26 protein-coding genes and 1 tRNA gene are annotated in these 26,972 nt (G+C 70.1%); 11 read left to right on the top strand and 16 right to left on the bottom strand.

Translation table 11 applies throughout. The features are described from left to right. Window positions 1-90 precede the first annotated feature (90 nt). The 4 genes from LG278_RS11485 to LG278_RS11500 are packed head-to-tail and all read right to left on the bottom strand — an operon-like array spanning window position 91 to window position 3,112. Window positions 91-657, bottom strand: a complete 567-nt coding sequence (locus LG278_RS11485) for a TIGR02611 family protein (protein ID WP_404387079.1) — start codon at window positions 655-657, stop codon at window positions 91-93. After that, a complete protein-coding gene (locus LG278_RS11490) occupies window positions 654-1,571 on the bottom strand; it encodes an aminotransferase class IV (RefSeq protein ID WP_404387080.1) in 918 nt (305 codons plus the stop codon). Before LG278_RS11490 ends, LG278_RS11485 begins: the two co-directional genes overlap by 4 nt. Next, window positions 1,568-2,602 (bottom strand): chorismate-binding protein, encoded by a 1,035-nt coding sequence (locus LG278_RS11495; protein WP_404387081.1) that lies wholly within the window; start codon window positions 2,600-2,602, stop codon window positions 1,568-1,570. The genes LG278_RS11490 and LG278_RS11495 overlap by 4 nt, the downstream gene beginning before the upstream one ends. Window positions 2,603-2,629: 27 nt before the next feature. Next, on the bottom strand, window positions 2,630-3,112 hold the full coding sequence (locus tag LG278_RS11500; RefSeq protein ID WP_404387082.1) for a glutathione peroxidase: 483 nt from the start codon (window positions 3,110-3,112) through the stop codon (window positions 2,630-2,632). 154 nt (window positions 3,113-3,266) lie between these two features. On the opposite strand from LG278_RS11500, the gene LG278_RS11505 reads away from it, so the two are divergent. After that, window positions 3,267-5,774, top strand: coding sequence for a CHAT domain-containing protein (locus LG278_RS11505; protein ID WP_404387083.1), 2,508 nt, complete (start codon window positions 3,267-3,269; stop codon window positions 5,772-5,774). A 60-nt stretch (window positions 5,775-5,834) separates the two neighbouring features. Here LG278_RS11505 and ligD read toward each other — a convergent pair whose 3' ends face one another. The 7 genes from ligD to LG278_RS11540 form a co-directional block, all read right to left on the bottom strand. Continuing rightward, the gene (gene ligD / locus LG278_RS11510; RefSeq protein ID WP_404387084.1) at window positions 5,835-6,809 is read right to left on the bottom strand and encodes a non-homologous end-joining DNA ligase; all 975 of its coding nucleotides are present in this window, start codon (window positions 6,807-6,809) and stop codon (window positions 5,835-5,837) included. 70 nt (window positions 6,810-6,879) lie between these two features. After that, window positions 6,880-7,083 carry a hypothetical protein gene (locus LG278_RS11515; RefSeq protein ID WP_404387085.1) on the bottom strand — a complete coding sequence of 68 codons (204 nt, stop codon included), beginning with the start codon at window positions 7,081-7,083 and terminating at the stop codon, window positions 6,880-6,882. 115 nt (window positions 7,084-7,198) lie between these two features. Then, on the bottom strand, window positions 7,199-9,916 hold the full coding sequence (locus tag LG278_RS11520) for a LuxR C-terminal-related transcriptional regulator (RefSeq protein WP_404387086.1): 2,718 nt from the start codon (window positions 9,914-9,916) through the stop codon (window positions 7,199-7,201). A 238-nt stretch (window positions 9,917-10,154) separates the two neighbouring features. Further along, window positions 10,155-10,227 (bottom strand) — tRNA-Gly (locus tag LG278_RS11525). A 110-nt stretch (window positions 10,228-10,337) separates the two neighbouring features. After that, entirely contained in the window at window positions 10,338-10,643 is a 306-nt protein-coding gene (locus LG278_RS11530) for an SHOCT domain-containing protein (protein WP_404387087.1), read from the bottom strand. Between the two features lie 31 nt (window positions 10,644-10,674). Then, window positions 10,675-11,154, bottom strand: coding sequence for a DUF6325 family protein (locus LG278_RS11535; RefSeq protein WP_404387088.1), 480 nt, complete (start codon window positions 11,152-11,154; stop codon window positions 10,675-10,677). Window positions 11,155-11,269: 115 nt separating this feature from the next. After that, window positions 11,270-11,497, bottom strand: a complete 228-nt coding sequence (locus LG278_RS11540; protein ID WP_404387089.1) for a hypothetical protein — start codon at window positions 11,495-11,497, stop codon at window positions 11,270-11,272. Between the two features lie 231 nt (window positions 11,498-11,728). On the opposite strand from LG278_RS11540, the gene LG278_RS11545 reads away from it, so the two are divergent. From LG278_RS11545 to LG278_RS11570, 6 genes are all read left to right on the top strand, one after another. Next, a complete protein-coding gene (locus tag LG278_RS11545) occupies window positions 11,729-14,260 on the top strand; it encodes a LuxR C-terminal-related transcriptional regulator (protein ID WP_404387090.1) in 2,532 nt (843 codons plus the stop codon). Window positions 14,261-14,394: 134 nt separating this feature from the next. Next, a complete protein-coding gene (locus LG278_RS11550) occupies window positions 14,395-14,688 on the top strand; it encodes a hypothetical protein (protein ID WP_404387091.1) in 294 nt (97 codons plus the stop codon). Window positions 14,689-14,742: 54 nt separating this feature from the next. Continuing rightward, the gene (locus LG278_RS11555; RefSeq protein ID WP_404387092.1) at window positions 14,743-15,129 is read left to right on the top strand and encodes an SHOCT domain-containing protein; all 387 of its coding nucleotides are present in this window, start codon (window positions 14,743-14,745) and stop codon (window positions 15,127-15,129) included. Window positions 15,130-15,212: 83 nt separating this feature from the next. Then, on the top strand, window positions 15,213-15,635 hold the full coding sequence (locus LG278_RS11560) for a hypothetical protein (RefSeq protein ID WP_404387093.1): 423 nt from the start codon (window positions 15,213-15,215) through the stop codon (window positions 15,633-15,635). A 48-nt stretch (window positions 15,636-15,683) separates the two neighbouring features. Then, complete coding sequence (locus tag LG278_RS11565; RefSeq protein ID WP_404387094.1) at window positions 15,684-17,039, top strand: anaerobic C4-dicarboxylate transporter family protein; 1,356 nt, start codon at window positions 15,684-15,686, stop codon at window positions 17,037-17,039. Between the two features lie 45 nt (window positions 17,040-17,084). Next, the gene (locus LG278_RS11570) at window positions 17,085-18,443 is read left to right on the top strand and encodes a M20/M25/M40 family metallo-hydrolase (protein ID WP_404387095.1); all 1,359 of its coding nucleotides are present in this window, start codon (window positions 17,085-17,087) and stop codon (window positions 18,441-18,443) included. Window positions 18,444-18,459: 16 nt separating this feature from the next. Here LG278_RS11570 and LG278_RS11575 read toward each other — a convergent pair whose 3' ends face one another. Continuing rightward, the gene (locus LG278_RS11575) at window positions 18,460-20,046 is read right to left on the bottom strand and encodes an aspartate:alanine exchanger family transporter (RefSeq protein ID WP_404387096.1); all 1,587 of its coding nucleotides are present in this window, start codon (window positions 20,044-20,046) and stop codon (window positions 18,460-18,462) included. A gap of 307 nt (window positions 20,047-20,353) precedes the next feature. Here LG278_RS11575 and LG278_RS11580 point away from each other — a divergent pair, with 307 nt between their 5' ends. After that, a complete protein-coding gene (locus tag LG278_RS11580; protein WP_404387097.1) occupies window positions 20,354-21,796 on the top strand; it encodes an MFS transporter in 1,443 nt (480 codons plus the stop codon). Next, entirely contained in the window at window positions 21,793-22,434 is a 642-nt protein-coding gene (locus LG278_RS11585; RefSeq protein ID WP_404387098.1) for a hypothetical protein, read from the top strand. Before LG278_RS11580 ends, LG278_RS11585 begins: the two co-directional genes overlap by 4 nt. 24 nt (window positions 22,435-22,458) lie before the next feature. Here LG278_RS11585 and LG278_RS11590 read toward each other — a convergent pair whose 3' ends face one another. Next, on the bottom strand, window positions 22,459-22,932 hold the full coding sequence (locus LG278_RS11590) for a DUF6069 family protein (protein WP_404387099.1): 474 nt from the start codon (window positions 22,930-22,932) through the stop codon (window positions 22,459-22,461). 23 nt (window positions 22,933-22,955) lie between these two features. Further along, a complete protein-coding gene (locus LG278_RS11595; RefSeq protein WP_404387100.1) occupies window positions 22,956-23,444 on the bottom strand; it encodes a DUF1269 domain-containing protein in 489 nt (162 codons plus the stop codon). A gap of 148 nt (window positions 23,445-23,592) precedes the next feature. On the opposite strand from LG278_RS11595, the gene LG278_RS11600 reads away from it, so the two are divergent. Both LG278_RS11600 and LG278_RS11605 read left to right on the top strand, forming a co-directional pair. Next, the gene (locus tag LG278_RS11600; RefSeq protein WP_404387101.1) at window positions 23,593-24,024 is read left to right on the top strand and encodes a DUF309 domain-containing protein; all 432 of its coding nucleotides are present in this window, start codon (window positions 23,593-23,595) and stop codon (window positions 24,022-24,024) included. A gap of 89 nt (window positions 24,025-24,113) precedes the next feature. Beyond that, window positions 24,114-24,494 carry a nuclear transport factor 2 family protein gene (locus tag LG278_RS11605; RefSeq protein ID WP_404387102.1) on the top strand — a complete coding sequence of 127 codons (381 nt, stop codon included), beginning with the start codon at window positions 24,114-24,116 and terminating at the stop codon, window positions 24,492-24,494. A 29-nt stretch (window positions 24,495-24,523) separates the two neighbouring features. Here LG278_RS11605 and LG278_RS11610 read toward each other — a convergent pair whose 3' ends face one another. Together LG278_RS11610 and LG278_RS11615 are read right to left on the bottom strand one after the other, a co-directional pair. Then, window positions 24,524-25,573, bottom strand: coding sequence for a hypothetical protein (locus tag LG278_RS11610; protein WP_404387103.1), 1,050 nt, complete (start codon window positions 25,571-25,573; stop codon window positions 24,524-24,526). Between the two features lie 110 nt (window positions 25,574-25,683). Further along, complete coding sequence (locus tag LG278_RS11615; protein ID WP_404387104.1) at window positions 25,684-26,880, bottom strand: acyltransferase; 1,197 nt, start codon at window positions 26,878-26,880, stop codon at window positions 25,684-25,686. Window positions 26,881-26,972: the final 92 nt, after the last annotated feature.

Consider the following 26,972-nt stretch of genomic DNA (forward strand, 5'->3'; position numbering starts at 1 on the left):
AGCCGTGCGGCTCATCGGGGCGACGAGGGGAACAATAGCCGGTCGGCGGCCCGCCGCGGAAATCGCCCCGCGCCGCGCTCGACGCCGACGTCAGTCGAGGCCAGGCACGTCGTCGAGCACGTCCTCTGCCCACTGCGGCAGGAACTCCGGCACACCCTGCCACGCGAGGTAGCTCCACAGCACGAGCCACACGATCGCGAGCGTGCCGAGGGCGACGACACCCCGGACCCACAGCGCCTGCGCCATGATCCAGTCGTTCCAGCGGCTGACGTGGCGCTTGCCGAAGTCGAGAAGGCGTTGGGCGAACTCGAACTCGCTCGAGAGGATGAGCAGCCCGAAGAAGACGACGAACCACCCGGGCCCGGGTGCCGGCACCATGATGAGCCCGGCAATCGTGACGACGGCACCGACGACCCCCACGGCGATGCGCCACGCCAGGTGGGTGACCTTGTTGCTGCGCAAGCGCGCTCGCCAGGCCCAGCGGTCCTCGCCGGCGTCGAGGGTCGCGTTGTCGTCGGAGTAGTCGACCGAGTCGGTATGCCGCCCCCCGGCGTCCCGCGCCAGCGCTCGCTCGGTCGTCCGCTCCCCTGCCACGAGGGTGCCCTCCTCCCCCGCACGGGCCGTGCGGTCGGCTGCGGCGGGCTCGCGCTCGCTCACGGGTCCGAGTCCCGCTCGGCGTTGCTGCGGAAGATCTCCTGCAGGGCCGTGGTGACCGGCCGCTCCGCTGGCAGGTCGTGGTCGTCGACCGAGTCGATCGGCAGCACGTCCTTGGTCGTGCTCGTGATGAAGACCTCGTCGGCGGTCGTCAGCACGTCGAGCGGCAGCGCCTGCTCACGCACGTCGACTCCCGCAGCGCGGCCCCACTCGATGACGAGCCCTCGGGTGATGCCAGGAAGCAGGCCAGAGTCCGCCGGCGGCGTCAGCACGACGCCGTCGACGACGACGAAGACGTTGCTGCCCGTGCACTCGCACAGCTCGCCCCGGGTGTTGGCGAAGACGGCCTCGATCGCGCCGACCTGCTTGGCGCGGGCGAGCGCCACGACGTTCTCGGCATACGACGTCGTCTTGAGCCCGACCACCGCGGAGCGCTCGTTGCGCGTCCACGGCACGACGGTGAGGCGACCGCTCGCCGGCGGGCGTGCTTGAGGGGCCGCGAGCACGATGGTCGTCAGCGACGCCTCGTGGCGGTCGGAGCCGAGCGGTCCGACGCCGCCCGTGACGCTGTAGCGCAGCCGGCCGAAGGCGATCGGTTCACCCTCGAGGACGGCCGCGACACCCTTGTCGACGAAGGCGAGGTCGGGCGCCGGCAGGCCGAGACCGGCGGCGGAGTGCTCGAGGCGTCGGTGGTGGCGGGTGAGCGCGAAGGGCTCCCCGTCGACGATCTTGGCGGTCTCGAAGACGCCGTCACCCACCGTCACGGCATGGTCGAGTGCGCTCACGGCCGGGCCCAACGGCTCCACCAGCTCCCCGTCGACCCACACCCGGATGCTCGTCCCCGTCACCGCTGCCTCACTCCGTCCGCCTGCGTCGTGCCGTCCCGGCGCGCCCCGTGCGCCAGCGACCGTCTTCATGGTGTCACAGTGCCGGCGGCGAGCCCGATCAGCCGGGCGGCCTTGAGCTCGGTCTCGCGCCACTCCCCCGCGGGGTCGGAATGCCAGGTGATGCCCGCACCGGTGCCGAAGCTGAGCCGCCGCACGCTCTGCTCGTCGCGGTCGGCCCAGAAGGTGCGGATGCCGACGGCCAGCTCGGCCGTGCCGGTGTCGCCGTCGACCCACCCGATGGCGCCGCAGTAGGGCCCGCGCGGCACCGGCTCGAGGTCGCCGATCGTCGTCAGGGCACTCGACTTGGGGGCCCCCGACACCGATCCGGGCGGGAAGGTCGCGCCGACGATCTCGGGCCACTCGACTCCCGTGCGGAGCCGTCCGCTCACCGTGGAGACGAGGTGCACGAGCCCCGGGTGCGCCTCAGTGACGCACAGCTCGTCGACCGACACGGTGCCGGGCTCGCAGACACCGGAGAGGTCGTTGCGCATGAGGTCGACGATCATGACGTTCTCGGCGTGGTCCTTGGGCAGCATGAGCTCGGGCGTCGGCGCGGTGCCCTTGATCGGACGTGTGACGAGCCGGCCGCCCGCACGCCGGAGATAGAGCTCCGGTGACGCGCACACGAGGTCGATGCCTGCGGCGTCGCACCGGATGCGCGACCCGTGCGGCGCCGGATTGCCTTGTCGGACCAGCAGATCCAGCCCGTCGAGGTCAGCGTCGTCGCTCAACTCGTGCTGCAGGACACGACACACGTTGACCTGGTAGACGAAACCCGCCGCGATCCGCTCCCGCACCTCCGCCACAGCCGAGACGTATGCCGTCTCGTCGAGTGAGCTGGTCCAGGTGCCGTCGAGCGGCGTCCACCGTGGGGCGGTGCGCTCGCCCCGCTCGACCCCGGCGCGCTCGACGACGGCGAAGCGGATCGCTGTCACCGCCCCCTCGAAGGTCGCGACGAGGGCCCAGAAGCCACCGTGCGAGATCGCCTTGAGCGCGTCGTCCCCGCGCTGGATGTCGATGACTCCGTGGGCACGCCGGTCGGCAAAACGGGCTCGGTCCACGGTGGCGATCCTAGGGCCGCCGCAGTCTCAGGCGGCGAGCGCCTTCTCGATGTCGGTGCCGAGGTCGGCGGGCTCGGTCTGCGGCGAGAAGCGTTCGATGACCGCGCCGTCGCGGCCGACGAGGAACTTCGTGAAGTTCCACTTGATCCGGTTGCCGAGCAGGCCGCCCTTCTCGGACTTCGGCCACCCCCAGAGCGGGTGCTCGTCGTCGCCGTTGACGTCGACCTTGGCAAACATCGGGAAGCTGACTCCGTAGTTCTTCTGGCAGAACTCCCCGATCTCCTCCTCCGTGCCGGGCTCCTGGCCGCCGAACTGGTTGCACGGGAAGCCGAGCACGGTGAAGCCGCGGTCGCGGTAGGCCTGGTAGATCGACTCGAGTCCGGCCAGCTGCGGGGTGTAGCCGCACTGGCTGGCCGTGTTGACGACCAGCACCACCTCTCCGGCGTGCTCGGCGAGGGAACGCTCCTGCCCGTCGATCGTCGTGGCCGTGAAGTCGGTGAGTGCCGTCATGGCGGGTCTCCTGCTGGGTCGTCGGGCGCGGGCGTTTCACCCATCATCACCCTCGGGTGAGGAGGAGACTGGCGGGGGTAGGGGTGTCGGTCGGCAGCCAGGGTCCGCCGACCCCGTCGAGAGCCCGTCACGCGTCCCGGTGGGGTGGTCAGATGTGAAGCAGCGCTACGTCGACTTCGACGTCGTCATCACCCACGGCGACGCGGGCTACTCCATGCAGCTGCCGGGCCACGTGGCGCCGGACGGGCAGCCGGTGTCGGTGCCCTTCGTCCTGCCGTTCAGCCCGACCGAGCTCGCGACCTTCATGGTCGCCGTCGGCCCTCCTCGCGTCACCTCGCGCCGGCTCGTGCCGGTGACCGAGCGGGTCGGTGACGTCAAGGACCTCGGTCAGCGCCTCGGCGATGCCCTCCTCACCGGCGCCGTCGGCGCGACCTTCCGGTCGGAGGTCGAGGCCGCGACCGCAGCCGGCAGCAACGTGCGCCTGCGCCTCGACCTCGAGGGCGCCCCCGACCTGCAGCCGGTCCCGTGGGAGTACCTCTACTCCGCCGACCTCGGGCGCTTCCTCACGTTGTCCAACCGCACCCCGATCGTGCGTCAGGTCAAGGCCTTCGGCGTGCCACCGCCGGCGGTCGTGCACCCTCCCCTCCGGGTGCTCGTGATGATCTCGAGCCCGAGCGACGTGCCCGCCCTCGCCGTCGACCGGGAGCGGCAGCTGCTTGAGGCGACGACCAAGGACCTCGTGGACGCTGGTCTGCTCGAGATCGTGGTCCTCGCCGATGCCACGTTGCCAGCGCTCCAGCGCGCGCTGCTCGACCCCTTCCACGTCTTCCACTTCATCGGCCACGGCGGCTTCGACCGTGAGCTCGACCAGGGGGTGCTCGTCCTCGAGCGCGACGACAACACGGCACACCGGGTGACCGGAGCGCGCCTCGGCACCCTGCTGCACGACGCCCGCGACCTGCAGCTCGCCGTGCTCAACGCCTGCGAGGGAGCCCGCAGCTCGGGCCGCGACGCCTTCTCCGGCGTCGGCCAGGCCCTGGTGCGCCAGGGGCTGCCTGCCGTCGTCGCGATGCAGACCGAGATCAGCGACCGCGCAGCCCTCGTCTTCAGCCACGAGCTCTACTCCTACCTGACCCGAGGGCTCGGCATCGACACCGCGATCTGCGAGGTGCGCAAGGCGATGGCCACCTCTGACGAGGCCTCGGAGTGGGGCACCGCAGTGCTCCTGCGCTCGGCCGGGGCCACCGACGAGCCCTTCACCTTCGTGCGCACCGACCTGGCCCAGCCCGACCGGGAGCGGCGCTGGGAGTCGCTCTACGCCGCCGCCCGCACTGCCTTGGCCGCCGACGCGAACTCGACGGCGGTGCCGATTCTGGAGCACTTGGCTGCCGAGCGTCCCGACGACGCCGACGTCACAGCGCTGCTCGAGCGGGTGCGTCCGACGGCAGACCCACCAGCGGCAGCCGGTGCACCAGCGACTGCACCAGCCACAACAACTACGCGTCCCGCGCCCAGCGACCCGGGCGAAGAGAGCGGTGCGACCTCGGACGGTCGGACCGCGGCGCCGCCCTCGAAGCGCCTCGACCGGCGCCTGCTGGTGGGAGGCGGCGCCGCAGCCCTCGTGCTGGTCGCCGCCGTCGGTTTCGCGCTCTCGCGCGGGCAGACCCCGGACCCCACGCCCCCGCCGAGCACGTCGGTGGCGCCCGCGACGGGGACGTCTGCCACGACCATCGCGGGGGTGCGCACCGTCGACCTGCCGACGACCGGAGAGCCCACGGGAGCGCTCGTGCTGCCGTACGCCGTGGACGGCGACTACTACAGCGCCGGCGGCAGCAACCAGATCGGCCCGTGGGGCGCCGTCATCGACGTGCTGCGGCTCAGCGGCGGTAGCAGACGCGTCGCGACGGTCGACCAGTCAGGACTCGCCCGCATGACCCTGACGGACCAGGGGGGCTCGACCCTCGCGGACCTCGGCCAGTTCGAGAGCCATGTCGAGGCCAACAAGGGCACCCTCTTCGCCTACGTCGACAACGGCGACGGCAACCTCAGGGTCCGCGACCTCGAGGGCACGGAGGTCGCCGCTCTGCCGAACGTCGGAGTGGAGGCACGCGTGGTGGGTTTTGCCGGACCGGCCGTCTTCTTCACGAGCAACGGCGCGACCTTCCGCTGGGACACCAAGACAGACCGCCCCGCCGAGTGGCGCCAGAGCGAGATGGTCGCCTTCAACGACTCGACGCGCACCGCCGTCGGCAAGTCGGACACCGGGTGCTTCGCCGTCCTGAGAGTCGACACCCCCTCGCAGGCGACCCGGAGCCTCGACTGCGAGGGCCTCGACCTCAAGGGGGTCACAGGTGACGGGCGCTATGCCATCGCCTGGAGCACCCCCACCGCGCCCGACGAGGAGAGCAAGGTCCTGCTGATCGACGTCATGACGGGCAAGCCCGCCTTTGCCGTGCGCGTGCCGGCGGGTGCCAGCGTGGTGCAGGCCGGTTACCGCACGAGCCCGGTGCCTCGCACGCTCGTGCTCAGCACGGTGACCCGCGACGGGCAGAACCGCCTCGTCGGCTGCCCCACCGACGGCACGTGCACGATCCTCACCGACCCCAAGCCGACCACCGGGGACCCCGACGCTCCCCCTCCCTACGTCATCTCGCGGGACTGAGCGGTCACCACCCCTGCAACCCGGGGTATGCCGCTCGGCCCGGCCGCGCGGCATACCCCCTCAGGAGGTGGCGTCGGGCTCGGGCGGGGTGTCACGGCCGTCGCGCTCGTCACGGTCGGCCCACTCGACGAGCGTCGCGAAGTCGAAGACCGCGTCGTCGATGCCCGCGTGCAGGTCACCCAGACGCGCGAAGCGCTCCGGCATGGTGGCGATGGTGAAGTCGCCCGGCAGCGCGTCGGCGACCTCGTCCCAGGCCAGAGGGGCGGAGACCGTGCCACGCGGGTTGCCGCGCACGCTGTAGGCCGCGGCGATCGTGTGGTCCCGGGCGTTCTGGTTGTAGTCGACGAAGAGGTCCGACGGTGATCGGTCCTTGCGCCACCACGTCGTCGTCACGTCGTCGGGGAGGCGCCGCTCGACCTCACGGGCGAAGGCCAGGGCGCCACGCCGCACGTCCTTGAAACCCCATCGCGGCTCGATGCGCACGTAGACGTGCAGGCCCGCCCCACCCGAGGTCTTGGGCCAGCCGACCGCCCCGAGCTCCTCGAGCACCTCGTGCGTCACCTCGGCGCCCCGCCGCACCCGGTCGAACGGGCAGTCCGGCATGGGGTCGAGGTCGATGCGCCACTCGTCGGGGCTCTCGGTGTCGGCCCGACGGCTGTTCCACGGGTGGAACTCGACCGTCGACATCTGGACCGCCCAGATGACGTCAGCGAGCTTCGTCACGCAGAGCTCGTCGGCGTGCAGGCCGTAGCGCGGGAAGTGCAGGCGCACGGTCTCGACCCATGGCGGCGCTCCTGCGGGCAGCCGCTTCTGGTGGACCTTCGGACCGTCGACGCCCTTGGGGAAGCGGTGGAGCATGCAGGGACGCTCTCGCAGCGCGCTGACGATGCCTGGCCCCACCGACTGGTAGTAGCGGGCGAGGTCGAGCTTGGTCTCGCCGCGCTCGGAGAAGTAGACGCGGTCGGGGTTCGAGAGGCGCACGGGCAGCCCCTCGACGTCGAGCTCGACCGCCGGTGTGCCGCGCGCTGCCGCCATGTCGTCACTCTAGGCGGCGCTGTGACGCGGTCGCCGCTGGAGCCGCCGGTCGCGGCGACCCGGGAGGGGATCAGTCGGGCAGCTGGCGCATCTCGAGGACGGTGAGGCCGTAGGCATGGAAGCGGTCGAGCAGGCCGTGCAGGTGGGCCCGGTCGGTGATCGGGCCGTAGAGCACGGTGCCGCGACCGCTCGCCGTCGTCGATGCCGTGAGCTCCGGGAAGGCCGCCGCCACCGCCGGAGGCAGCGGCTCGGCGAGCACGAACTCGTAGCGCATGACACCCCTTCGGATCGCTGGTCCCCGCTGGCTCCAGCGTCCCGCGATGCCGGGCGAAGCGCGTCACCCGGTGCAGGTGACTCGGGCGGTCGGGCGAGCCGCTGCGACCTGTCGCTCAGATGAGGCCCTCGCGACGGCCGGCGGCCACGGCCTCGCGGCGGTTGCCCACACCGAGCTTGGCGAAGAGCGAGCGCAGCTGTGTCTTCACGGTGTTGGGCGAGACGGCCCGGGCCCTGGCGAGCTCGGGCACGGTGAGCATCGACGGGAGGTCCTGCAGGAGGCTGAGCTCTCGCGGGGTGAGGACGGGGGCTGCAGCGGGACCGCGCGACCCGGCATACCGGTGCACCGCATCGTCGGTCGTGCCGGCCGTGAGGGCCGACTCGATGACGTGCTCGACGAAGTCCTCCTCGGCGCCGAAGCGCCCGCGGCCCTCGACGAGGAGCTCGAAGATCTCTGGGGCGACCTCGAGCACGAGGCGCACCGAGCCGAGCCGTCGCGCCGTCGCGAGACCCTCGAGCAGCGCGGTGTGGGCCACGGTGGGCTGGCCGTTGCGGTGCGCGAGCGCAGCCTCGAGCAGCAGGGCGATGACCCTGACGTAGACGACCGACACCCGCTCGGGGCTCGCGAGCGCCCGCTGCAGCAGGTGACGCGCCTCCTGCTCACGATCGAGCCGAGCCGCGAGCTGGGCGGCAAGCACCTCCGTCTCCCCGCGGTCGCCGAGCAGTCGGTCGGCCAGCTCCAGGGTGGCCCGCGCGACGTCGATCTCGCCGCACGCGAGCGCCATCCGATGGTGCTCGGCGAGCTCGTAGGCCACGAGCGTCTGCGAGAAGCGGCCGCACGCCAGCCGGAGCACCTCCTCGTGACGAGCCCGCACGATGTGACGCTGCTCGCCCGGCTGGGCGGCCGCTCGGTCGAAGTCGACGAACGAGCGCATCGCGCGCACCGACCGGACGACCTCGGGGGCCACCACGACGCCCTGAGCGCCCGTGGGCGCATCGGGGGCTGCCGTCCTGCCGTCGAGGATGGCCTCGGCGACGCCGATCAGCTCGGCCGCTCCGTCGGGGTCGAGGGCGCCGTAGGCGGTGCCGGCGGCGGAGACGTAGGCCGGGAGCAGGCGCGGTGACGAGGCCCAGCCGCGAGCGGCGGCGTAGTCGAGCGCGTACTCTGCCCACTGCCGCATCTCGGCGAAGGTGCCGAGCGCCGTGTGGGCGGTCGACAGTGCGGCTGCACACGTCATGACGACGAACTCGTGGCCCCGCACGTCGGCGTCGACGATGACGGACTCGAGCACCGCCACGCCCTCGTCGAAGCGGCCGAGCCACAGCAGGGCGATGCCGGCAGTGAGGTGCTCGAACACCCGCAGGTCGGCCTGACCCGGGTCGGACGGGCTCCCGACGCGACTGGCGGCCCCGAGCACGGTGTCGACGACGGACGGGTCGAGCTCGCCCCGCAGCCGGTCGCGATAGAGCCAGACCACCGCGGTGAGCCGGTCGAGTCGCGCCGGCGACACGGCCGAGGGCGCCGAGGCCGGACCGCGCCCGCCTGCGGCTTCGAGATGAGCCTCGGCTCGCGGCAGGTCACCGGCATCGAGGGCGACCACGGCGGCCAGGACGTGGAGGAACCGTCGACGCGGTTGCTCGTCGCGCAGGCCCTCGAGCACGTGCGCGACGGCGCGGTCGACGACGGCGTGCTGGCCCTCGAGGAGCAACCGCAACCCACCGTCGTGGAGCAGGGTGATCAGCGTCGCCCGGTCGCGGGAGGCGATGGCGTGGTCGAGAGCCCCGCCGTCGTCGCCCCGGGCGTGCAGGAACTGCGCGATGCGCAGGTGCTGAGCGCGACTGCGCTGGCCACTGAGGTCGGCGAGACGCGCGACGAGGTAGCCGCGCAGCAGCGTGTGGTAGCGGTAGCTGCGGTCCTCGCCGCCGGTCACCGACACGAGGGAGTTGGTGTCGGCGAGGTGGTGGAGCAGCCGACCCGCGTCGTCGCGTCCGCTCAGCAGCTCGGCCATCTCGCTCGAGAGGCGGTCGGGCAGGCAGGTGTCGAGCAGGAAGGCATGCGTGTCCTCCGGCAGCTCTCGGAGCACCTCCTCGATGAGGAACCACAACCCGCCGTCGCTGCCGAAGCCGTCGAGCACACCTTCGACGTCGCGACCGGACCGGAGCGTCATCGCGGCGAGGGCGACGCTCGCGACCCAGCCCTCGGTGAGCTTCCAGAGCCGGCGGACCTGCTCGCCCGAGAGGTCGAGCCCCTCGCCGGCGAGCAGCTGCGCAGTCTCGGCCTCGTCGAGCCGCAGCTCGGCGTCGCGGATCTCGACGAGCCGCTCCTGCATGCGCAGCCGTCCAAGAGACACCCGCGGATCCGAACGGGCGGCCAGCACGATGTGCAGGTTGGCCGGAGCCCACTGGAGGAGCAGGTCGAGGGCGTGCACCGCTCCGGCTGACTGCACGATCTGGGCGTCATCGAGCATGAGCCACACCGGCGCCTCGCTCCACCTGACCGTCTCGGCAACGCGCAGGACCAGCTCGAGCTCCCGCTCCGGAGTGGTGGCCCCGTCCGAGAGCAGGTCCAGCTCAGCCAGCTGCTGCCTCGCAAGGGGCGGCAGGGCGTCGTGCAGGGCGCCGAGCACGAGGTCTTGCAAGGCAAGTGGGTCGTCGTCCTCGTCCTGGAGCGAGGCCCAACCCACACCATGGCCCGATGAGTGCAGGTCGCGAGCCCAGCTCGAGAGCAGGGTCGACTTGCCGGCGCCGACCAGCCCGGTGACCACGACGACCGTGCCGCGGGCACGGGCGGTGGCACGGACAACCGGCTCCGGCGCCGCCAGTCGGTCACGCACCAGCAGATGGGCAGGCGGAAGCGGCGGCTCCCGACGTGGTGAGGGCCACGTCCAAGCCGGTGTGCGCGTCCCACCGCTCACAACCATTACCCCCAATGGCTTAAGGAGTCAGACCTGATCATGCCTGCCAGCCAGCCGCCCGTCAGGCATTTGCCGGATGCGACACGACACGGATGCGTCACGAAACGCCGTTGGGCCCCGTCGACCGGGAGGTCGACGGGGCCCAACGGGACACGGGAGCGGACGACCGGGCTCGAACCGGCGACCTCAACCTTGGCAAGGTTGCGCTCTACCAACTGAGCTACGTCCGCGGGCACCCACCGGAGCCGAGGCTCCGCGGGTGCGAGAGAGACCATAGCGGAGAGATCGGCGATCCGCGAAACCGCTCCGGGCGAGGTCATGCAGGTGTCGGCCCGAGCTCTCAACGACTGAGGATCCGCTCCTTCTGGACCTGGAACTCAGCCTCCGTGAGCACGCCGGCGGCGCGAAGCTCACCGAGCTGCTGCAAGCGCGCGAGGTCGGCGTCCGGGTCGCGCGCCGGCTCCGGCTCGGGAGGGGGCGGCGCGGCATACGCCTGCTGTTGGGGTGGGTAGTCCTGCGGGGGCGGCGCGGCCTGCTCCTCCTGAGCCGCCCACCTCCCCGCCTGGCGACGTGACACCCGGTTGGAGACAGCGGTCGCGGTGCCTGCGACGACGGCTGTCCGGGCGACTCCACGCAGAAGTCCCATCATGTGCTCCTTCGGTCTGGGGGTGGGGGTTTCAGTTCGCGGCGGGCTCGGTTGAGCCGGATGACCCGTCGCTCGAAGACGCTTCGAGCGCGTCAAGCCGGGCGATGACCTCGTCGGCCGGGATGCGTGCGCTGGCGACCACTTCAGCGCCGGCGCGCTGCATGGCCGACACGAATGGGCCGGCCCAGGTGTTCTCGTAGACGATGAGGGCGACAGCATTGCCGGGTGCCACCAGCCCGGCCGCCTCATTGACGTCGTCCTCGTCGAGCAGGTCGGAGCCGACCCCCTCGAAGAGGGCGAGGTCGAGCACCCCGTCCCCGTCGAGGTCCGACAGCGCCATCGCCGTCACGGTGCCGTCCAGGCCCCGCACGACCGCACGCATGTCGAGGATGCGGATGATGCCGCGGTCGACGAGGTCGACGAGAATGGCCATCCCCTCTCCGGTCAGGCGAGCACCGGGGAACTCCAGGGCCAGGAAGTCGATCGGTCCCACATCGACGTTGACGCTCATGTCTTGCCTCCTTGACGGCTGTCCACTGACGTCAAGAGCGTTGCTGGCCACGGGGCCGCGTCGCATCACCCTCGTGGGATGAATCGGCCACCCCCAGCTCATTCACCCGGCTCGTTCACCCGGGCTCGACGACGTCAGGCTCAGGGTGCTCGACCTGCCGCGTCGCGGTCACCCCGATGCCGAGGGACTCCAGAGCCTCGAGGACTTGGGCGAGGATGGCGGGATCGGAGGCGGGCACGCTGAGGACCGTCGAGCCGGCCTCCTCCCGCCGCCGCAACGGCCCGACCGAGTCAGACAGGTCCACGGCGAGCTGACCGTCTAGGACGATCTCACAGAGTCGCATGTCACTCCCATCACTCGGGTCACAGGCACATAAGTCGTGCATCCCCAGCTCTTGGGGCATAGTCTCGTGCCGCCGGGAAGTCGCCGCGTCAACCCTTGGGAATGACTCTTCCCTTTGCACGAGGGGCACACGATGGTCGCACCACGTCGACAGCGAACGACCCCGCCCAGGGCGTCCGCTGGCATCGTCGACCGCCCACGCCTGACTCCGCTGATCGACGGACGACCCACGGTGGTGCTCGCGGGCATGGCGGGCTACGGCAAGTCGACGCTGCTGTCGGCCGCTGCCCACCGGATGCCATTCGACGGCGCCACCGTGTGGCTGACGCTCGACGACGTGGACAAGGACCCCGTGCACCTGGTCGGCGACCTGCTCGAGGCGACCGGGCGTGCGGGCATCGACGCGGTCTCCGAGCCGCTCCAGCACCTTCGCGACGCCTCGCTGCGGGCCGAACCGCTCGCCTTGGTCGACTCTCTCCTCGAGGTCCTCTACGACAGCGCCGGACCGATCCTGCTCGCCCTTGATGACGTGCAGCACCTCTCCGGCTCGCCGGCGGCCACGGCGATCATCGATCACCTGCTGCGCTGGGTGCCGGCCAACCTCCGCGTGGTCCTAGCCGCTCGCGTCGTCCCTCCCCTGCGGTTGCAGCGCCTGCGACTCGAGGACCGGCTCACCTACCTCTCCCACGACGAGCTGGCGTTCACCCCCGAGGAGTCGCTCGCGGCAGTGCGAGCCGGCGGCCTCGACAGCGATCGGGGGACGGTCAACGCGATCCACGAGGCGACCGGCGGGTGGCCCGCGGGCGTGCGCATGGCCATCCTCGCCTCACGACACAACAGCGCCCCCGGCGAGCTCTCGCTGCAGCTGCGGCGCGACCATGCCCTGGCCGACTACCTGGCCACCGAAGTGCTCGCGGCCCTGCCAACCAACCTCAGGGACTTCGTGCTCGACAGCTGCCTCGACGAGCAGGTCTGCCCGTCGCTCGTCGACACCATCCGCGGCACGACCACCGCGGAGTCGATGCTGGAGCAGTGTCTGGCAGCCGGGCTCTTCCTGTCGCGCGGCGACATCACCGCGCAGGGTCAGTGGTATCACTGGCACCAGCTCTTCGCGGCACACATCCGACGACGTCTTGCCACCGAGCATCCGGACCGCGCCGCCCGTCTGCACGCGGCTTCAGCCACCTGGTGGACGCCGATCGACGTTCCCGTCGCGGTCGGTCACGCGCTCGCGGCCGGTGACGGAGAGACGGCCTCGGCCATCTTCGCCGACGGCTGGCTGGAGCTCTACCTCAAGGGGCGGGTCGATGCCGTGCTCTCCGCCGTCGCTCGACTCCCCCACGTCTCGGCGCACTGCAGCGACGCCCATCTGGCCAAGGCACTCACCCTCGTCCACGAGGACCGGCTCGGCGAGGCTCGGGCCGAGCTCGACTCTGCTCGGGTCACCGCGGAGCTCCTCCCGGAGTCGGAACGGGGCCGGCTCGCCGAGCGGACGGCCCTCGTCGAGCTCTTCGTCATCGGAGGTGATCTGGGACTCGCCGTCGCCGCCGGATCAGGGTCGACCCTGCTCGACACGCTCGACGCGCTCAACACCGAGGCGACTGGCGCCGATCCTGTGGTGCGGGCATCGGTACAGGTGTTCGTCGGCATGGCCGAGGCCCGGCTCCGGATGAGCCGCGATTCACCCCTGGAGCTGCTCCGCGCCGCGGCGCGCACGGCCGAGGGCAAGGGTCTGACGGCGCTGGAGCTGACCGCGCTGGCAGAGACCTGCATCCCGGCCATCGAAGAGGGACGGCTGACCGAGGTGCACGACCTCGCCGTCGACGTGCTCGCACGTGCGGACGCTCGCGGATGGGTGGGCCTTGTGACGCTGGCCCCTGCTGTCGGCTTCCTCGGATGGCTCGACCACTGGCGGGGCAACCTCCGTGAGAGCCGGACCCAGCTCGAGCGGAGCCTCTCGATGGCGCTTCCCTTCGACCGGGAGCTGCGCGGCCTCATCCTCAACTTCCACGCCCACAGCTGCCTGTCCCTCGGTGACCTGCGTGCCGCGCGCACGAGCGCTGCCGAGATCGCCACCCTCATGGCCTCTGGGCCCACACCGTCGTGGTGGAGGTCCATGCTCGATGGCCTCGAGGGCCTCATCCTGTGCAGCGAGGGCCGGGCGGACGACGCCGTAGCCCTCGCTCTGAGCGTGCCCACGGGCACGCAGTACTCGTTGGCCGGAGCCCATCGCGCCACGGTGCTGCTGAGGGCGCGTCGGCCCACCGAGGCCCTGGCGGAGCTGGAGCGCGCCGCGGACTCGTGTGCGCTCGTGCACGTCGACACTCTCTCTCGCTGCATCGAGGCAGAGGCCCTGGCGGCGCTCGGAGAGGAGGACGCGCACCTGGCTCTCGAGAGGGCCCTCGCGGCGGCCGAGCCCGATGAGCTGTGGGGGCCGTTCCTCGCCGCGGGCCAGGGCCTCCGCGACCTGTTGAAGCTCCACCTGCGGCACGGCACGAGCCATCCATCGGCGGTCACGCAGCTGTTGGGGCGCATCTCGGAGGCGCAGCAGCCCCATGCCTCGGCCTGGGGCGAGCAGCTCACCGACAGGGAGCGCGTCATCCTGCGCTACCTCGCCACCAACCTCACCAACACCGAGATCGCCGACGCGGAGTTCATCTCGGTTCACACGGCCAAGACCCACATCGCTCACATCTACCGCAAGCTCGGCGTCAGCAACCGTCGGTCCGCCATCCGGCGTGCGGCCGAGCTCGACCTCTACTGAGCGTCCGCGCAGGGCGTTGGGTCGCGAAGGCCCAGAGTGTCCGCCGATCTCGTCTCCAAGGGATGACGCGTCGATCCGGTCGTCGACGCCATGCTGCGAGGAGGTCAACAACCCTCCGGCAGAGGCGGTCGAGCATGCGCGCGGTGGTGGTGGTGCGTGGTGACGTCGACGAGCGAGACATCTGGCCCTACGCCGTGATGTCCGAGAGCGCCGGCGGGCGCACGACGTTGACGGTCACGGTGCACGACAGCCAGGAGTTGGTCGGTGTGCTCTCCAGCCTGGCGGCCCTCGGTCTCGAGGTCATCTCGACCCACCTCATCGAGCAGGCAGGTGCGCGCGCCAGCGGGCCGAGCCCGGGACCTGAGGAGATCTCGTCCTCGGAGGATGACGCCGTCCCGAGCGAGCGCGATGACAGTGATCAGTTGTAGGACAACGCCCCCATACGCGGCGCCGAGACGCCGCATCGAAAGGATGTCATCGCCATGGACTTCTGGAGCTACTTCTGGTTGCTCGTCTGGTGGTTCTTCTTCATCGCCTACCTGATGGTGCTCTTCCAGATCTTCGGCGACCTCTTCCGAGACGACGAGCTGGGTGGGTTCGCCAAGGCGATGTGGGTGCTCTTCCTCATCTTCATCCCTATCGTCGCGTCCCTCGTCTACCTGATCTCCCGCGGCAAGGGCATGGCGATGCGTGCGGGGAAGCGAAACGCGGAGATGGTTGCGGCACAGGACGATTACATCCGCAGTGTCGCCGCGACATCGTCCGGCGCCTCGAGTGTCGAGCAGCTCGCCCAGGCCAAGACCCTGCTCGACTCGGGCGCCATCACTCCCGACGAGTTCGCCAAGATCAAGGCCAAGGCGCTGGCGTAGGCCTCGTGGACCGGCCGTGCCGGACGCTCGTCCGGCACGACCGGTGTCATCGTCACCCAGCCTGCTGACGGAGAGGGAACGTCATGAGTCATCCCACCGTGCGGCGTCACGTCCTCGCTGCCCTCGTCGCGACGGGACTGGTCCTCGCGGGCTGCGGCACCGACGCCGCGACCCAGGACCTGTGTGCCAATGCCAAGGCCTTCGGAGCGGCCGTCACCGACCTGCAGTCGCTCAAGCCCGACGGGGCCAAGATCGACGAGCTGAATGCCAAGGTCGACGCGGCACTCGCCAAGCTGGACCAGTTCCAGGCGGTGACCGAGGGCCGCTTCGACACCGCCGTCTCCACGCTGCGAGCCAACCTCGCCGGCTTCAAGCAGACCCTCGCGGCGGCCGGCAACGACGCCTTCGACGCCGCCGCGCCCCAGCTGACGGCCTCCCTCGACGAGCTCCGCGCCTCCTACGCGACGCTCACCCAGTCCCTCGCTGTGCAATGCCCGTCGACGTGAGCCCGTCGACTTGAGCCAGGCCGTCCACACCCTCAGGAAGGAAACGACATGAGCGTCAGCTTCGTGCTCGAAGCACTCGTGGTGCTCGGGGCGATCGTCATGGGCACCCGCGCCGGCGGCGTCGGGGTCGGCCTCTGGGGCGGCCTCGGCACGTTCGTGCTCGTGTTCGTCTTCCGCGAGCCACCGGGAGAGCCGCCGGCAGCGGCCCTGGCCATCATCCTCGCTGTCGTCACCTCAGCCGCGATGATGCAGGCCGCCGGTGGGATCGACTGGATGGTCTCGGTTGCTGCCGGGGTCATCGAGAAGCGGCCCAAGCAGATCACCCTGATCGCGCCCCTGACCGCCTTCCTCTTCTCGATCGGCGCCGGCACGAGCAACATCATCTACCCGCTGCTCCCGGTCATCTACGACGTGTCCTACAAGAACAACATCCGGCCGGCGCGGCCCCTCACGGTGACCGTCGTCCAGTCCGGCATCGCCCTGGCTGCCTCTCCCGTCTCGGCGGCGATGGCCGCGATGCTCACCCTCACCGACGTCGCGCCCTACAACCTCGGTCTCACCCAGATCCTGGCCATCACCATCCCCGCGTGCGTCGTCGGCATCGTCGTGACATCTCTCGTGGTCAATCGGATGTGGAAGGAGCTCGACGACGATCCCGAGGTCCAGGCCAAGATCGCTTCCGGCGAGCTGGTCGCCCCGCACCAGGTCGTCGAGGGCGAGTCCGCATCGTCGAAGCTCAGCTACACCAAGCAGGGACGCAACTCCGCTCTCGCCTTCCTGCTCGGCGTCGTGGCCATCGTCATCTTCGGACTCTTCCCGCAGCTGCGGCCGGCGTTCGCCGTCGAGGGAGAGGCCCCCGTGTCCATCGACATGACGACGACCATCGTCCTGGTGATGTTCGTCGTCGGCGTCGCGATCCTCTTCCTGGGCCGTCCCGACGTGAAGACGGTCCCCGACCAGTCGGTCTTCAAGGCGGGCATGATCTCGGCAATCGCCCTCTTCGGAATCGCTTGGCTCACAGCGACTTTCATCTCCGCCCACGAGGAGTTCATCGTGGGCACCATCGGCGGCTGGGTGACGAGCTGGCCCTTCATCTTCGCTCTCTCCGTCTTCCTCGTCGCAGCCCTGACGACGAGCCAGTCGACCGCGACACGGACCATCGTGCCCATCGGCCTCGCCGCGGGCCTGCCTCCGGGCATCGTCACCGGTATGTGGGCGGGCGGCCTCGGCGGTGTCTACACCCTCCCCGCCAACGGCACCCAGATCGCCGCGGCGAACTTCGACCTGACAGGGACGACCAAGCTGGGCACCAAGCTCATCGACCACAGCTTCTTCATCCCGATGCTCGTGCTCTCGGTGACCACCATTGCCGTCGGCGCGCTCATCGGCGGGATCTTCTTCTGACCCACCCGCCCGGGCAGCCACCAACACGCCAACGAAGGAGCGAGCATGACCACCCACGAGATCGCCGACCGGGTCCGCGCACTGATGCCGGGCGTCATCGAGGACCTCGAGAAGCTGATCGCCATCCCCTCCATCGCGTTCCCGGGCTACCCCGAGGCACCGATGCGCCAGATGGCCGACACGACGTTGCAGATGTTCCGCGACGTCGGCTTCACCAACGCCCGGCACATGGAGGTTCCCTCGGGCTATCCCCCGATCTACGCCGAGATCGAGGGGCCTCCCGGATCGCCCGTGGTGATGCTCTACGCGCACTACGACGTGCAACCGGCCCCTCCGGAGCAGGGGTGGACGAGTGACCCATGGACGCCCACGCGCAAGGACGACGGTCGGATCTACGGACGCGGGTCCGCCGATGACATCAGCGGTCTCGTCACCCACCTGGGCACGCTGAGGGTCTTCGACGGCAAGCCCCCCTGCACGGTCAAGCTCATCCTCGAGGGCATGGAGGAGACGGAGAGCAACCTCGAGGCGTTCGTCGAGGCGCACCCCGAGCTGTTCGCCTGCGACCTGTTCGTCATCTGCGATATGGGCAACCTCCGGGTCGGAGAGCCCGCCCTGACGACGGCCCTGCGCGGCGATGTCGCCTGCATCGTGACGGTGCGCACTCTCGAGCACCCGCTCCACTCAGGCGTCTTCGGTGGCCCGGCCCCCGACGCGATGATGGCGCTCGCTCGGCTCCTCGCGACCCTGCACGACGACGAGGGGAACGTCGCGATCGACGGGGTCACGGAGACCGTGTGGGAGGGCGCGGACTTCAGTGAGGACGACCTTAGGTCAAGTGCGGACGTCCTCGATGGCGTCGCCCTCACGGGCAGCGGGCCGATCGGTGCCCGACTCTGGGCCCGTCCGTCCGTCAACGCGATCGGGATCGACATGACGAACATCGCGACCTCGTCCAACGTGCTCATCCCCGAGGCGCGCGCCAAGATCTCGATGCGCATCGTCCCCGGCTCGGAGCCGTCGCAGGAGCTCGACGCGCTCGTGGCGCACCTCGAGTCACACGCCCCGTGGGACGCGAAGGTCGAGGTGCAGCGCACCAAGGAGGCGCCCCCCTTCCTCTGCAAGACGGACGGGCCCGGGTATGCCGCCGCGCGCGATGCCTTGTCGGAGGCCTTCGGTCGGCCGGCTGGTGAGGCGGGTTGCGGAGGCTCGATCCCGTTGCTGCGAACTCTCGAAAAGGCCTCGTCCGGTGCGGAATTCGTGCTGTGGGGCCCTGAGGATGTGGCGGTGGCACGCATCCACGCGTCCGACGAGAGCGTCGACCCGTCCGAGATCGAGAAGCTCATCGTGGCCCAAGCGCTCCTGCTGCAGCGACTCGCTGACGGCGCTGGCACGGGCTCCTGAGCCGCAGCCTCGTCACTCAGCCGAGCCCGGCGAGAACCTGGACGATGACGATCTTGGCGATCATCGCGATGGGATAGACGAGCACGTAGCCCAGCCCCACCCTCGTGTCGAAGCCGGTGCGGTCGTTGGCGAAGGCGAGGATCGCCGGCTGGGTCTGCGCCCCCGCCAACATGCCGGCATGCTGCGTGCCGCCCATCCGGTGGATCAGGCGTCCGGCGAGCAGCAGGCACAGGGCGGCGGTCGTCGTGATGACGAAGCCGAGCACCGCCACCTTCCACCCCACGTCGGAGCCGATCGCCCCCGCGATGCGCTCCCCAGCCCGCGTGCCGGCATACGCGAGGAAGGTGATCATGCCGAAGTAGGACAGGGAGTGCGCAGCCCCGTTGGACATCGACGTCACGACCGGGCCGATGCGCCCGAGCCGACCGAAGACGAGCCCGGTGAGCAGAGTGCCGGCAGCAGCGCCCAGCGCGAATCCCCCTCCGGGCAGCGGGATGTGGACCAGGCCGATGAGCAGGCCCAGGGAGAGCCCGAGGGCGAAGCCACCCGGGTTGATGTCGGACATGCCCCGATCGGAGTCGCCGAGGAAGCGGCCGACGTCGGCCATCCGGTCCGCCGGGGCCGTGACGCGCACCCGGTCGCCCATCTGCAGCACGAAGTCCGGGGCCGCCACGAGGTCGACGTCAGCGCGGCGCACGCGGCTGATGTGGGCGCCGAAGCGGCCCTCCAGATCGAGCGCTCCGACGGTCCGACCGGCCACCGCCGAGTTCGAGATGGTCACCCGGCGGTAGTCGAGGTCGCCCTGGCCAACGACGATGTCGTGCGACGAGCGGTGACCCAGCTCAGCCGTGACCTGGTCGACGAGATCACGCGGTCCGACCACGGTCACGAGGTCGTTGGGCCCCAGCCGCTCGTCGTCGTCGGCCACGACCGTGGGGTTCGCGAAGTGCCCGTGCTTGAGGCGCGAGAAGGTGACTCGCTGGTGGTAGCGCGCCTCGATGTCGGAGAGCAACACGCCTTCGGCTCGCTCCGTGCGGATGGTCTGGTTGACGAGCGGCTCGCTCGGCGGCTCCTCGTGACCGCGGTGACGCAGCGACCAGGCCGCGGCGAGCAGCATGCCGAAGACACCCCAGAGGTAGGCGATGGAGTAGCCGATCGTGGGACCCGCCGGGTCGGCTGCACGCTCGGTCGCGGCCGCCAGCGCAGGCGTGTTGGTCAATCCGCCGGCGAAGGTCCCCGCGACGACGGACGACGTCAGTCCCAAGGCCTTGCCGACGAGCACGGCGAGCACGGCGACCAGCGCGAAGGTCACCACGACGGAGAGCATGACCGGCCAGCCGCGCCGCAACGAGGCGAAGAAGCTGGGGCCCGACACGATGCCGATCGTGTAGGTGAAGAGCACGAGACCCAGCGTGCCGACGGTCTCGGGGATCAGGAGCTCCACACCGTTGGCCACGCCCAGGGCCGACACGGCAATGGCCGCGAAGAGCACTGCCGCTGGGCCGATCGCCACCGTCCCGACGCGGACGTGTCCCAGGAGGGCGCCGAGGAGAAGCAGCAGCGCCAGCAGAAGGATCGGTTGGCCGGACAGGTTGGTCAGCACAGCTCATCCTCTCGCTCGGCGCGCGGGAAGGGGACCCCGTCCCAGCTCGGCGGGCCTCTCGTCGAGGCCAGGCCCGCGATGGCCACCACGTCGAGGACGCACGTGGTCACTCCAAACACAAGAAATCATCCCCGACGGCTGACTCCCGCGGTCTGGCCCGGCCGTAGGTTCGGCAAGCGGGCAGGAGCCAGCGCGTGACGGAGGGAGCGCAACCATGTCGGGGACGAGCTCGTCGGCGGCGACGCCGGGCGCGTCAACGGTCGCCGCAGGCGGCGTTCTTGCGGCGACGTGTCTGTCGACGTTCGTGGTGAACGCGAACACCTCCGCAGTCAGCATCCTGCTGCCGGCCATCAGCGCCGACACCGGGATGGACGTCACCACCCTTCAATGGGCAGTGACCGGCTACTCGCTCGTCGGCGCCGCAGTGATCGTGACCTCGGGCTCGCTGGGTGACGTCTTCGGTCGCAAACGAGTGTTCCAGCTCGGCCTGATGCTCTTCGTCGTGTCGTGCATCCTCATCGCCCTGTCCTCATCGGGAGGCGCCGTCATCGCTGGTCGCTTCATCCAGGGCGCGGCTGGCGCGACGATCCTGGCCTGCGGGCTCAGCCTGCTGTCGGTGGCGAACGACGGCCAGGCCCAGCTGCGCGCTGTCTCGCTGTGGGGCGCAGCCGCTGCCGTGGGCGCGGCGGCCGGACCGCTGATGGGAGGCGTCCTGGTCACCTTCATGGGATGGCAGGGACTCTTCTGGGTCGATGCCGTCATCGGGGCCGTCTGCATCGTCATCACCGCCCAGAAAGTCGCCGAGTCACGTGACCCGAACCGTTCGCACTCGATCGACTACGCCGGCTCTGCTCTGATCGCCCTGACCCTCGCCCCCCTGATCCTGGCGCTCAGCAAGGGCGGCGACTGGGGTTGGGCCTCCGTGGCCACCATCGGGTGTGTCGCACTCGGAGTGGCCTCGGGCTTCGCGTTCGTCGCCGTCGAGCGACGCGTGGCCGTGCCCATGCTCGACCTGGCCCTGCTCCGCAACAGGGTGCTGGTGGGCTCGACGATCGCCATCCTCATCGGTGCCGGCACCATCAACGCCCTGATGTACCTCCTGAGCCTCTACTTCCAGGACCCCAGCGCGCTCGGCTTCACCACGCTCCAGGCAGGGCTGGCGACGTTGCCGGCCACCGTCGGCCTCGTCGCCATCGCCGCCGCCGTGCCTCGCCTGACGGCGCGCCTCGGTGGCCGACAGGTGGTAGGCATCGGGTTCCTGCTGACAGCAATCGGATTCGCCGCGGTGGGGTTCGTCGACGCCGACTGGGCCTACCGCGCGTTCCTCCTGCCTCTCATCGCGGTGGCGGTGGGCATGGGTCTGTCCAACGGTCCCGCCTCGTCGGCCGCGACCGCGTGCGTCCCCGAGAACCAGGTGGGGTCGGCGTCCGGCGTCTCCAACATGGCCCGCTACGTCGGTGCGGCCGTGGCCACTGCGCTCGCCGCGACGATCTATGGCTCGGTCATCGCCAGCCGCACCGCTGAGGGCGCCCCGGCGTCGGAGGCGCTCGCGTCGGGACTCGCGACCGCGTCCTGGGTGATGGCCGGCTTCAGCCTCGTGGGCGTCATCATGGCCGTCGTCATGGGCCGCCACCAGGCAGCACGCGGCTCCCTCCACGACTCGGCTGCCGCCGCTGCCGCCACGTCGATGACCCTGCCCACGACGGCCACTGCCACGGGTGGCTCCCCCACGTCGAAACAGCCACGATGACCACGACCACGCTTCGGCGACTCGACACGCCGCGATCGGCAGCTCTGGCAGGTGTCGCCTTCGCGTTGCTCTTCTCGACGAGTCTGGCGCTCCTCCGGTCTGTCACGCCCGAGGATCCGTTCGTCGTGGCCTCGTGGACGGAGGGTGCCGGGGGGCGGGTTCGTGTCGCCCTGGCACTCGTGCCGTTCGCAGGCATCGCTTTCCTGTGGTTCATCGGCGTCCTCCGCGACCAGTTCGGCGAGCTCGAGGATCGCTTCTTCGCATCGGTCTTCCTGGGCAGCGGCCTCCTCTTCCTGGCGATGGTCTTCGTGTCGATGGCGCTGGCAGGCGCGCTGCTCGCCGGTGTCAGTGCTGGGCGCGAGTCCGTCTTCAGCAGTGACACGGTCGCCTTCGGCCGCGCCACGATGCTCCAGGTCGGCAACGTCTATGCGCTGCGGATGGCGGCGGTCTTCATGATCTCCTTGGGCACGATCTGGTTGCGGACCGGGCTCATGCCCCGCTGGGTGTCCGTCGCGACCTACGCGCTCGCCGCTGTGCTGCTCTTCGTCATCAGCCTCAGCCTGTGGGTGGCGCTCGTCTTCCCCGCCTGGGTGCTCGCGGTCAGCCTGCTCATTCTCGTGCGGAGCCGGCGGCGCTGACGTCACGCGGCGCCGTCACTTCCGTCAACGCCGCTGCCACGAGCGCTCCGCGTCGAGCACCGTGCGCGAGAGGACGGCGGTCAGCAGGGACCCGATGCAGAGCCCGATGAAGAGGTTGATCACGCTGGCACCCACCTTGGCGGCGGTCTCCCCCTCGCGGGTGAACGGGACGATCATCGCCGCCAGGGTCATGAGGGCCACGATCCACGAGAAGAAGGCCCGAGGCTTCGGTGTCGTCACCGACAGCAGGTGGGCCAGCGCCGTCGCCACGAGGGCGAGCAGGAACGCGGTAAGGGCGTAGTTGACGCGCATCGAATCGCTGACGTCGAGCACCACGGCCGTCGAGGCGAGGTCGACATCGAGGGCACCTTGCACGATCAGCACGCCGACCCACGCGGCGAGCGCGGCCACACACGCCGTGGCGACACCGCCCGCCCACAGACGTCGAGTGTCGATGGAGACCACGTCGGGATCCCCGGGCACCACGGTGCGTCTCATCTCGGCCTCCATCTCGGCACGCCTCAGCGACCGCCGAAGGTCTCCAGCAGGACCGAACGCTCGGCGTCCGTGAGGTTGGTGTCGATGAGCTTGCTGTGGCCTCCGTGGAACCGCTCACCCACGCGGTCGAGGTTGCCCTCTTCGGTGACCAGGAAGAGGGCGGACGTTCCCGGCGTCACCTCGGTGCGGATCCGCTCCAGCTGGTCCTTGGAGATGCCGGCGTCCTCCGTGACCTTGCTGATCGCCCCCAGCGCTGCACCCGCAACGCCGCCGATGACCGGGACGAAGAAGAGGGCGCCGACGACGACACCCCACAGGGCTCCCCAACCTGTGCCTCGCCAGGTCTCCTCGTGGCCCTGCTTGGTGCGGGGCTGCGATGCGCCCTCCGGCCACGAGACGACAGCGTGATCAAGGATCTTGATGAGCCCGTCACCCTCGCAGTCCTTGAGGACGGACTGCGCGCCGTCGGCGCCGTCGGGACTGTCGAACTTCCACACCGTGAAGGCGGCCATGCCTGACTCCTCTACCGTTGGCCCGCTGGCCGTCCGGTCACGCGGGACTCTCGACGTTGACTGACCCTACCGCCGCGACGACGTTGCCATCAGGGTTTGCACGGACGCCGACCCGCGCTGCACGACGCCAGTCTGGGAGGGTGGCATCGTGACCGGATCAGATCGTGACCGCGACGCCTCTGGGCAGGCGCGCCAAGCGCGACCCCGTGATGAGCTGGGTCGCCCACTCCCCTACGGGGCTGCCGGCGTCGAGCCCGTGTCGGAGGAGCCACTGCCCCCGCACGAGGCGCTGACAGCAGCTCGAGCGCTCGTGCAGGCCGGCCGTCCGTTCTCCGCCCACGAGGTGCTCGAGGCACGCTGGAAAGCCGCGCCCGACGACGAGCGAGATCTATGGCAGGGGCTGGCGCAGGTGTGTGTGGCACTCACCCACGCGGCTCGCGGAAACCAGATCGGAGCGGACCGGCTCTTCGAGCGAGCCGCCGCCCGACTGGCCACCCACGCCTCCTCCGGAGGAGAGACCTATGGCCTCGACCTGGATGCGGTGGTGGAGAGCGCCCGACGCCACGTCGGGGTCTTCTGAGAGTCCGGGAGAGCGAGACGTGCGGGGGACGTGTGGCGCTCTTTCACAGGACGCGCCCAACCTCCCCCCAGCCCTGACACACTGAGAGCGTGCCCACCGGCGACGCCGTGGTCCTCACCCGACTCCTGGCCGCTTTCAACGCGCATGACCTCGACGAGATCATGCAGTTCTTCAGCGACGACTGCGTGCTGGAGACGCCACGTGGAGCACATCCATGGGGGACCCGCTTCGAGGGCAGCACCGAGGTGCGTGAAGGTCTCGCGCAGCGTTTTCGTGGTGTTCCCGACGTGCGCTACTCAGAGGACGAGCACTGGCTGTGCGACGGCCACGGCGTCTCGATGTGGCTCCTCACCGGAACGACCGCGGAGGGCGAGCGCATACGAGTGCGGGGGTGCGACCTGTTCGACCTTGACCCGGACGGGCTGATCCGGCGCAAGGACTCCTACTGGAAGATCGTCCAGCAGCCGTAGCCTCCCTCTCGTGCCGCTCGCCCCGCCGTTCAGCGCATCAGCGTGACCGTCACGTTGCGCGGTGTCGCTGTTCCGGAGGCGGTCGAGGGTGAGACGACGAAGACTCCCCCACCACCGGCCCACGTCTCGAGCTCAACGAGGGCGGCATACGACTTCGGCGTGCCGTAGGCATGGTCGAACTCGCAGGCCAGTGTGTACGCACCCGAGCCGCTGTTGCCGGCGATCCAGAACACTGCACCGATCGTGCGGACCAGGCTCAGCCGCTGGCTGCCACGGACCGTCGCGCCGTCCATCACCTTGAGGTTGAGGATCACCTCGGCCGACGCATAGCCCCAGGTTGCAGCCAGGCTCGTCGAGTACGAGGCGTCAATCACCGTCTCGACCCGGATCCGACGCACCGCGGCGTCCGCGGCGAACGAGCCGCCCACCGACGCCAGCTCCTGCTGCGAGCCGACCATCAGCCAGTTGTAGCTCCAAAGCCGTCCGGTGTTGCGGTCCGCTGACGCCTTGCCCGTCGTCGATCCCAGCGTGTACGGCTTGGGAATGCTGACCGTGGAGACGGTTGGTGGGGGTGGGGGTGGCGGAGGCGGAGGAAGCCACCACGACCCGATGTTGACGGAGTACCCGACGAGGCCCACGGACGACAGCGACCGCTCGGTGTCGCGGGTGCCCGGGTCCTCAAGATCCTTGGGCACGTCGTCACCCAGGACGGCCTTGGCCTCGACAGATCCCTGCTTCGGATCGGCCCCGGTTGCCGTGACAGCCTTGGCGACGCGTGGAGCCCATGCGGCCTGCGCCTTCTCGAACCGCGCCAGCGCGCCCTCCGGGTCACCCTCGGCCGCCGCCTCGAAATCCCTTCGCATGGCATCGACGTCAAGCCCCGCCTTGTCGGCGCCCTTGCGGGCGTCCTTCTCGTACTTCTTGGACAGCTTCTCGAGTGCCTTGAGCTGGCGGTCGAGCTTCTGGCCGTGGTCTGACCGAGCCTTCTCCAGGTGTTTGTCGTAGCCCTGCTGCAGGCTCGCGACCTCGTCGGCGCCGGGGCGGTTCTCGGCGCTGGCCGTGGTGTCGTCGTTGTCCATCGTGGCCATCCCCTCTGTTGAGATCCCCGAAGCGCCTTTCGTGGTGGCGCCCCAGGGAGGTGATACCTGCCTCTCCACGCTGACAGATCCATGAGGCCGTGACCCCGAAATCACCCAAGACCGTCACATTGCTCGATGGCATCGACGGCAGGCAGCACGTGCATCACAAAGACTGCGTGTGCGCCGGAGGATGACCGTGTGAGTGTTCTCCAGGCTTCTGGTGCCGGCCGTGCGAAGCACGCCGGCACGGCGACGACCGACACGATGACGAACTTGGGCTGCGCGCCCAGCGGCACCACCCGGAATGCCAGCATCACCGTGACGAGGACCACCGGGTGCAGCAGATACGTCGCATACGAACCGCGCCCCGCCTTGGCCATCAGCGGGCCGTGGGTCGGCCAGCGGCGGCGCAGCCACGTCAGGCACCACAGCGTGTATGCGATCGAGACGACGCCGTAGAGGATGGCCAACGACACGCTGGCCCAGTTGAGGCCCTCCAGTGCCATGTCGAGCTGGTCGCGGGCCCCGGTGTAGGCCACGAGCACCAGGGTGAGGACCAGCCCGACCACGGTCACCTGACCGAGGCGCCGCTCCGTGCGCCGGGAAAGTCTGCCGTCCCAGTCGGACTCGGCCGCCATCACGCCGAGCGCGAAGAGGACCGCGGCCTGGGTCCACGCACTGACGCGCGCGTTGAGCAGGTGGGTGTCCAGCAGCGTCGTGAACTGCCACACCGCCAGCGACCCGACGCTGATGACCGACCCGGCAACGATGAGCGAGCCGCGATCCGGCCTCGGCCGGGAGCCCGCTAGAGGCCGGATCGACCGCAGCGCGGCATAACCCAGCGAGCAGGCAAGCAGCGCCACGACGAACCACATGATCGAGAACTCGGTATCGGCCAGGTTCCCCAGGAAGGTGAGGGCGTCGTCCTCCCAGAGGTCGCCGAGGTAGTCGGCCAGCGGGTTCACGAGGACCACGAAGAAGACCAAAGGGATGCCGAGCCGTACGAGGCGGCTGTCCACGAATCCAGCGGGGCCGCGTCGCTCCAGCGACTCGACCGAGAACCACCCCGCCACCACGAAGAGCGGGCCCAGACCAAAGACCCCGCCCATCAGCGCCGGCAGGGCGACGGCGATGGACACGACACTGTTGGTCACGCGCTCGTCGTCGTAGTAGTAGCCAGCGAAGTCCGTGACGTAGGCGGTCGCCGTGTGCACCACGATGACGCCGGAGATCAGGACCACCCGCAGCGTGCCCACCCACTGCTCGCGCTGCCGAACCTGCCCCGGTCCTCTCCCGATCGAGGTCATCAACCGTCTCCTCGCTCTCCTCCAGTGTGCTCCGGCCGCGGCCCAGGAGTGCGAGGTATGAGACCCGGCGTCGACGGCACGGATGTGCCGCC

Origin of the sequence: Humibacillus xanthopallidus (assembly GCF_044793955.1) — a bacterium.
GTDB classification, from domain to species: Bacteria; Actinomycetota; Actinomycetes; order Actinomycetales; family Dermatophilaceae; genus Humibacillus; species Humibacillus xanthopallidus_C.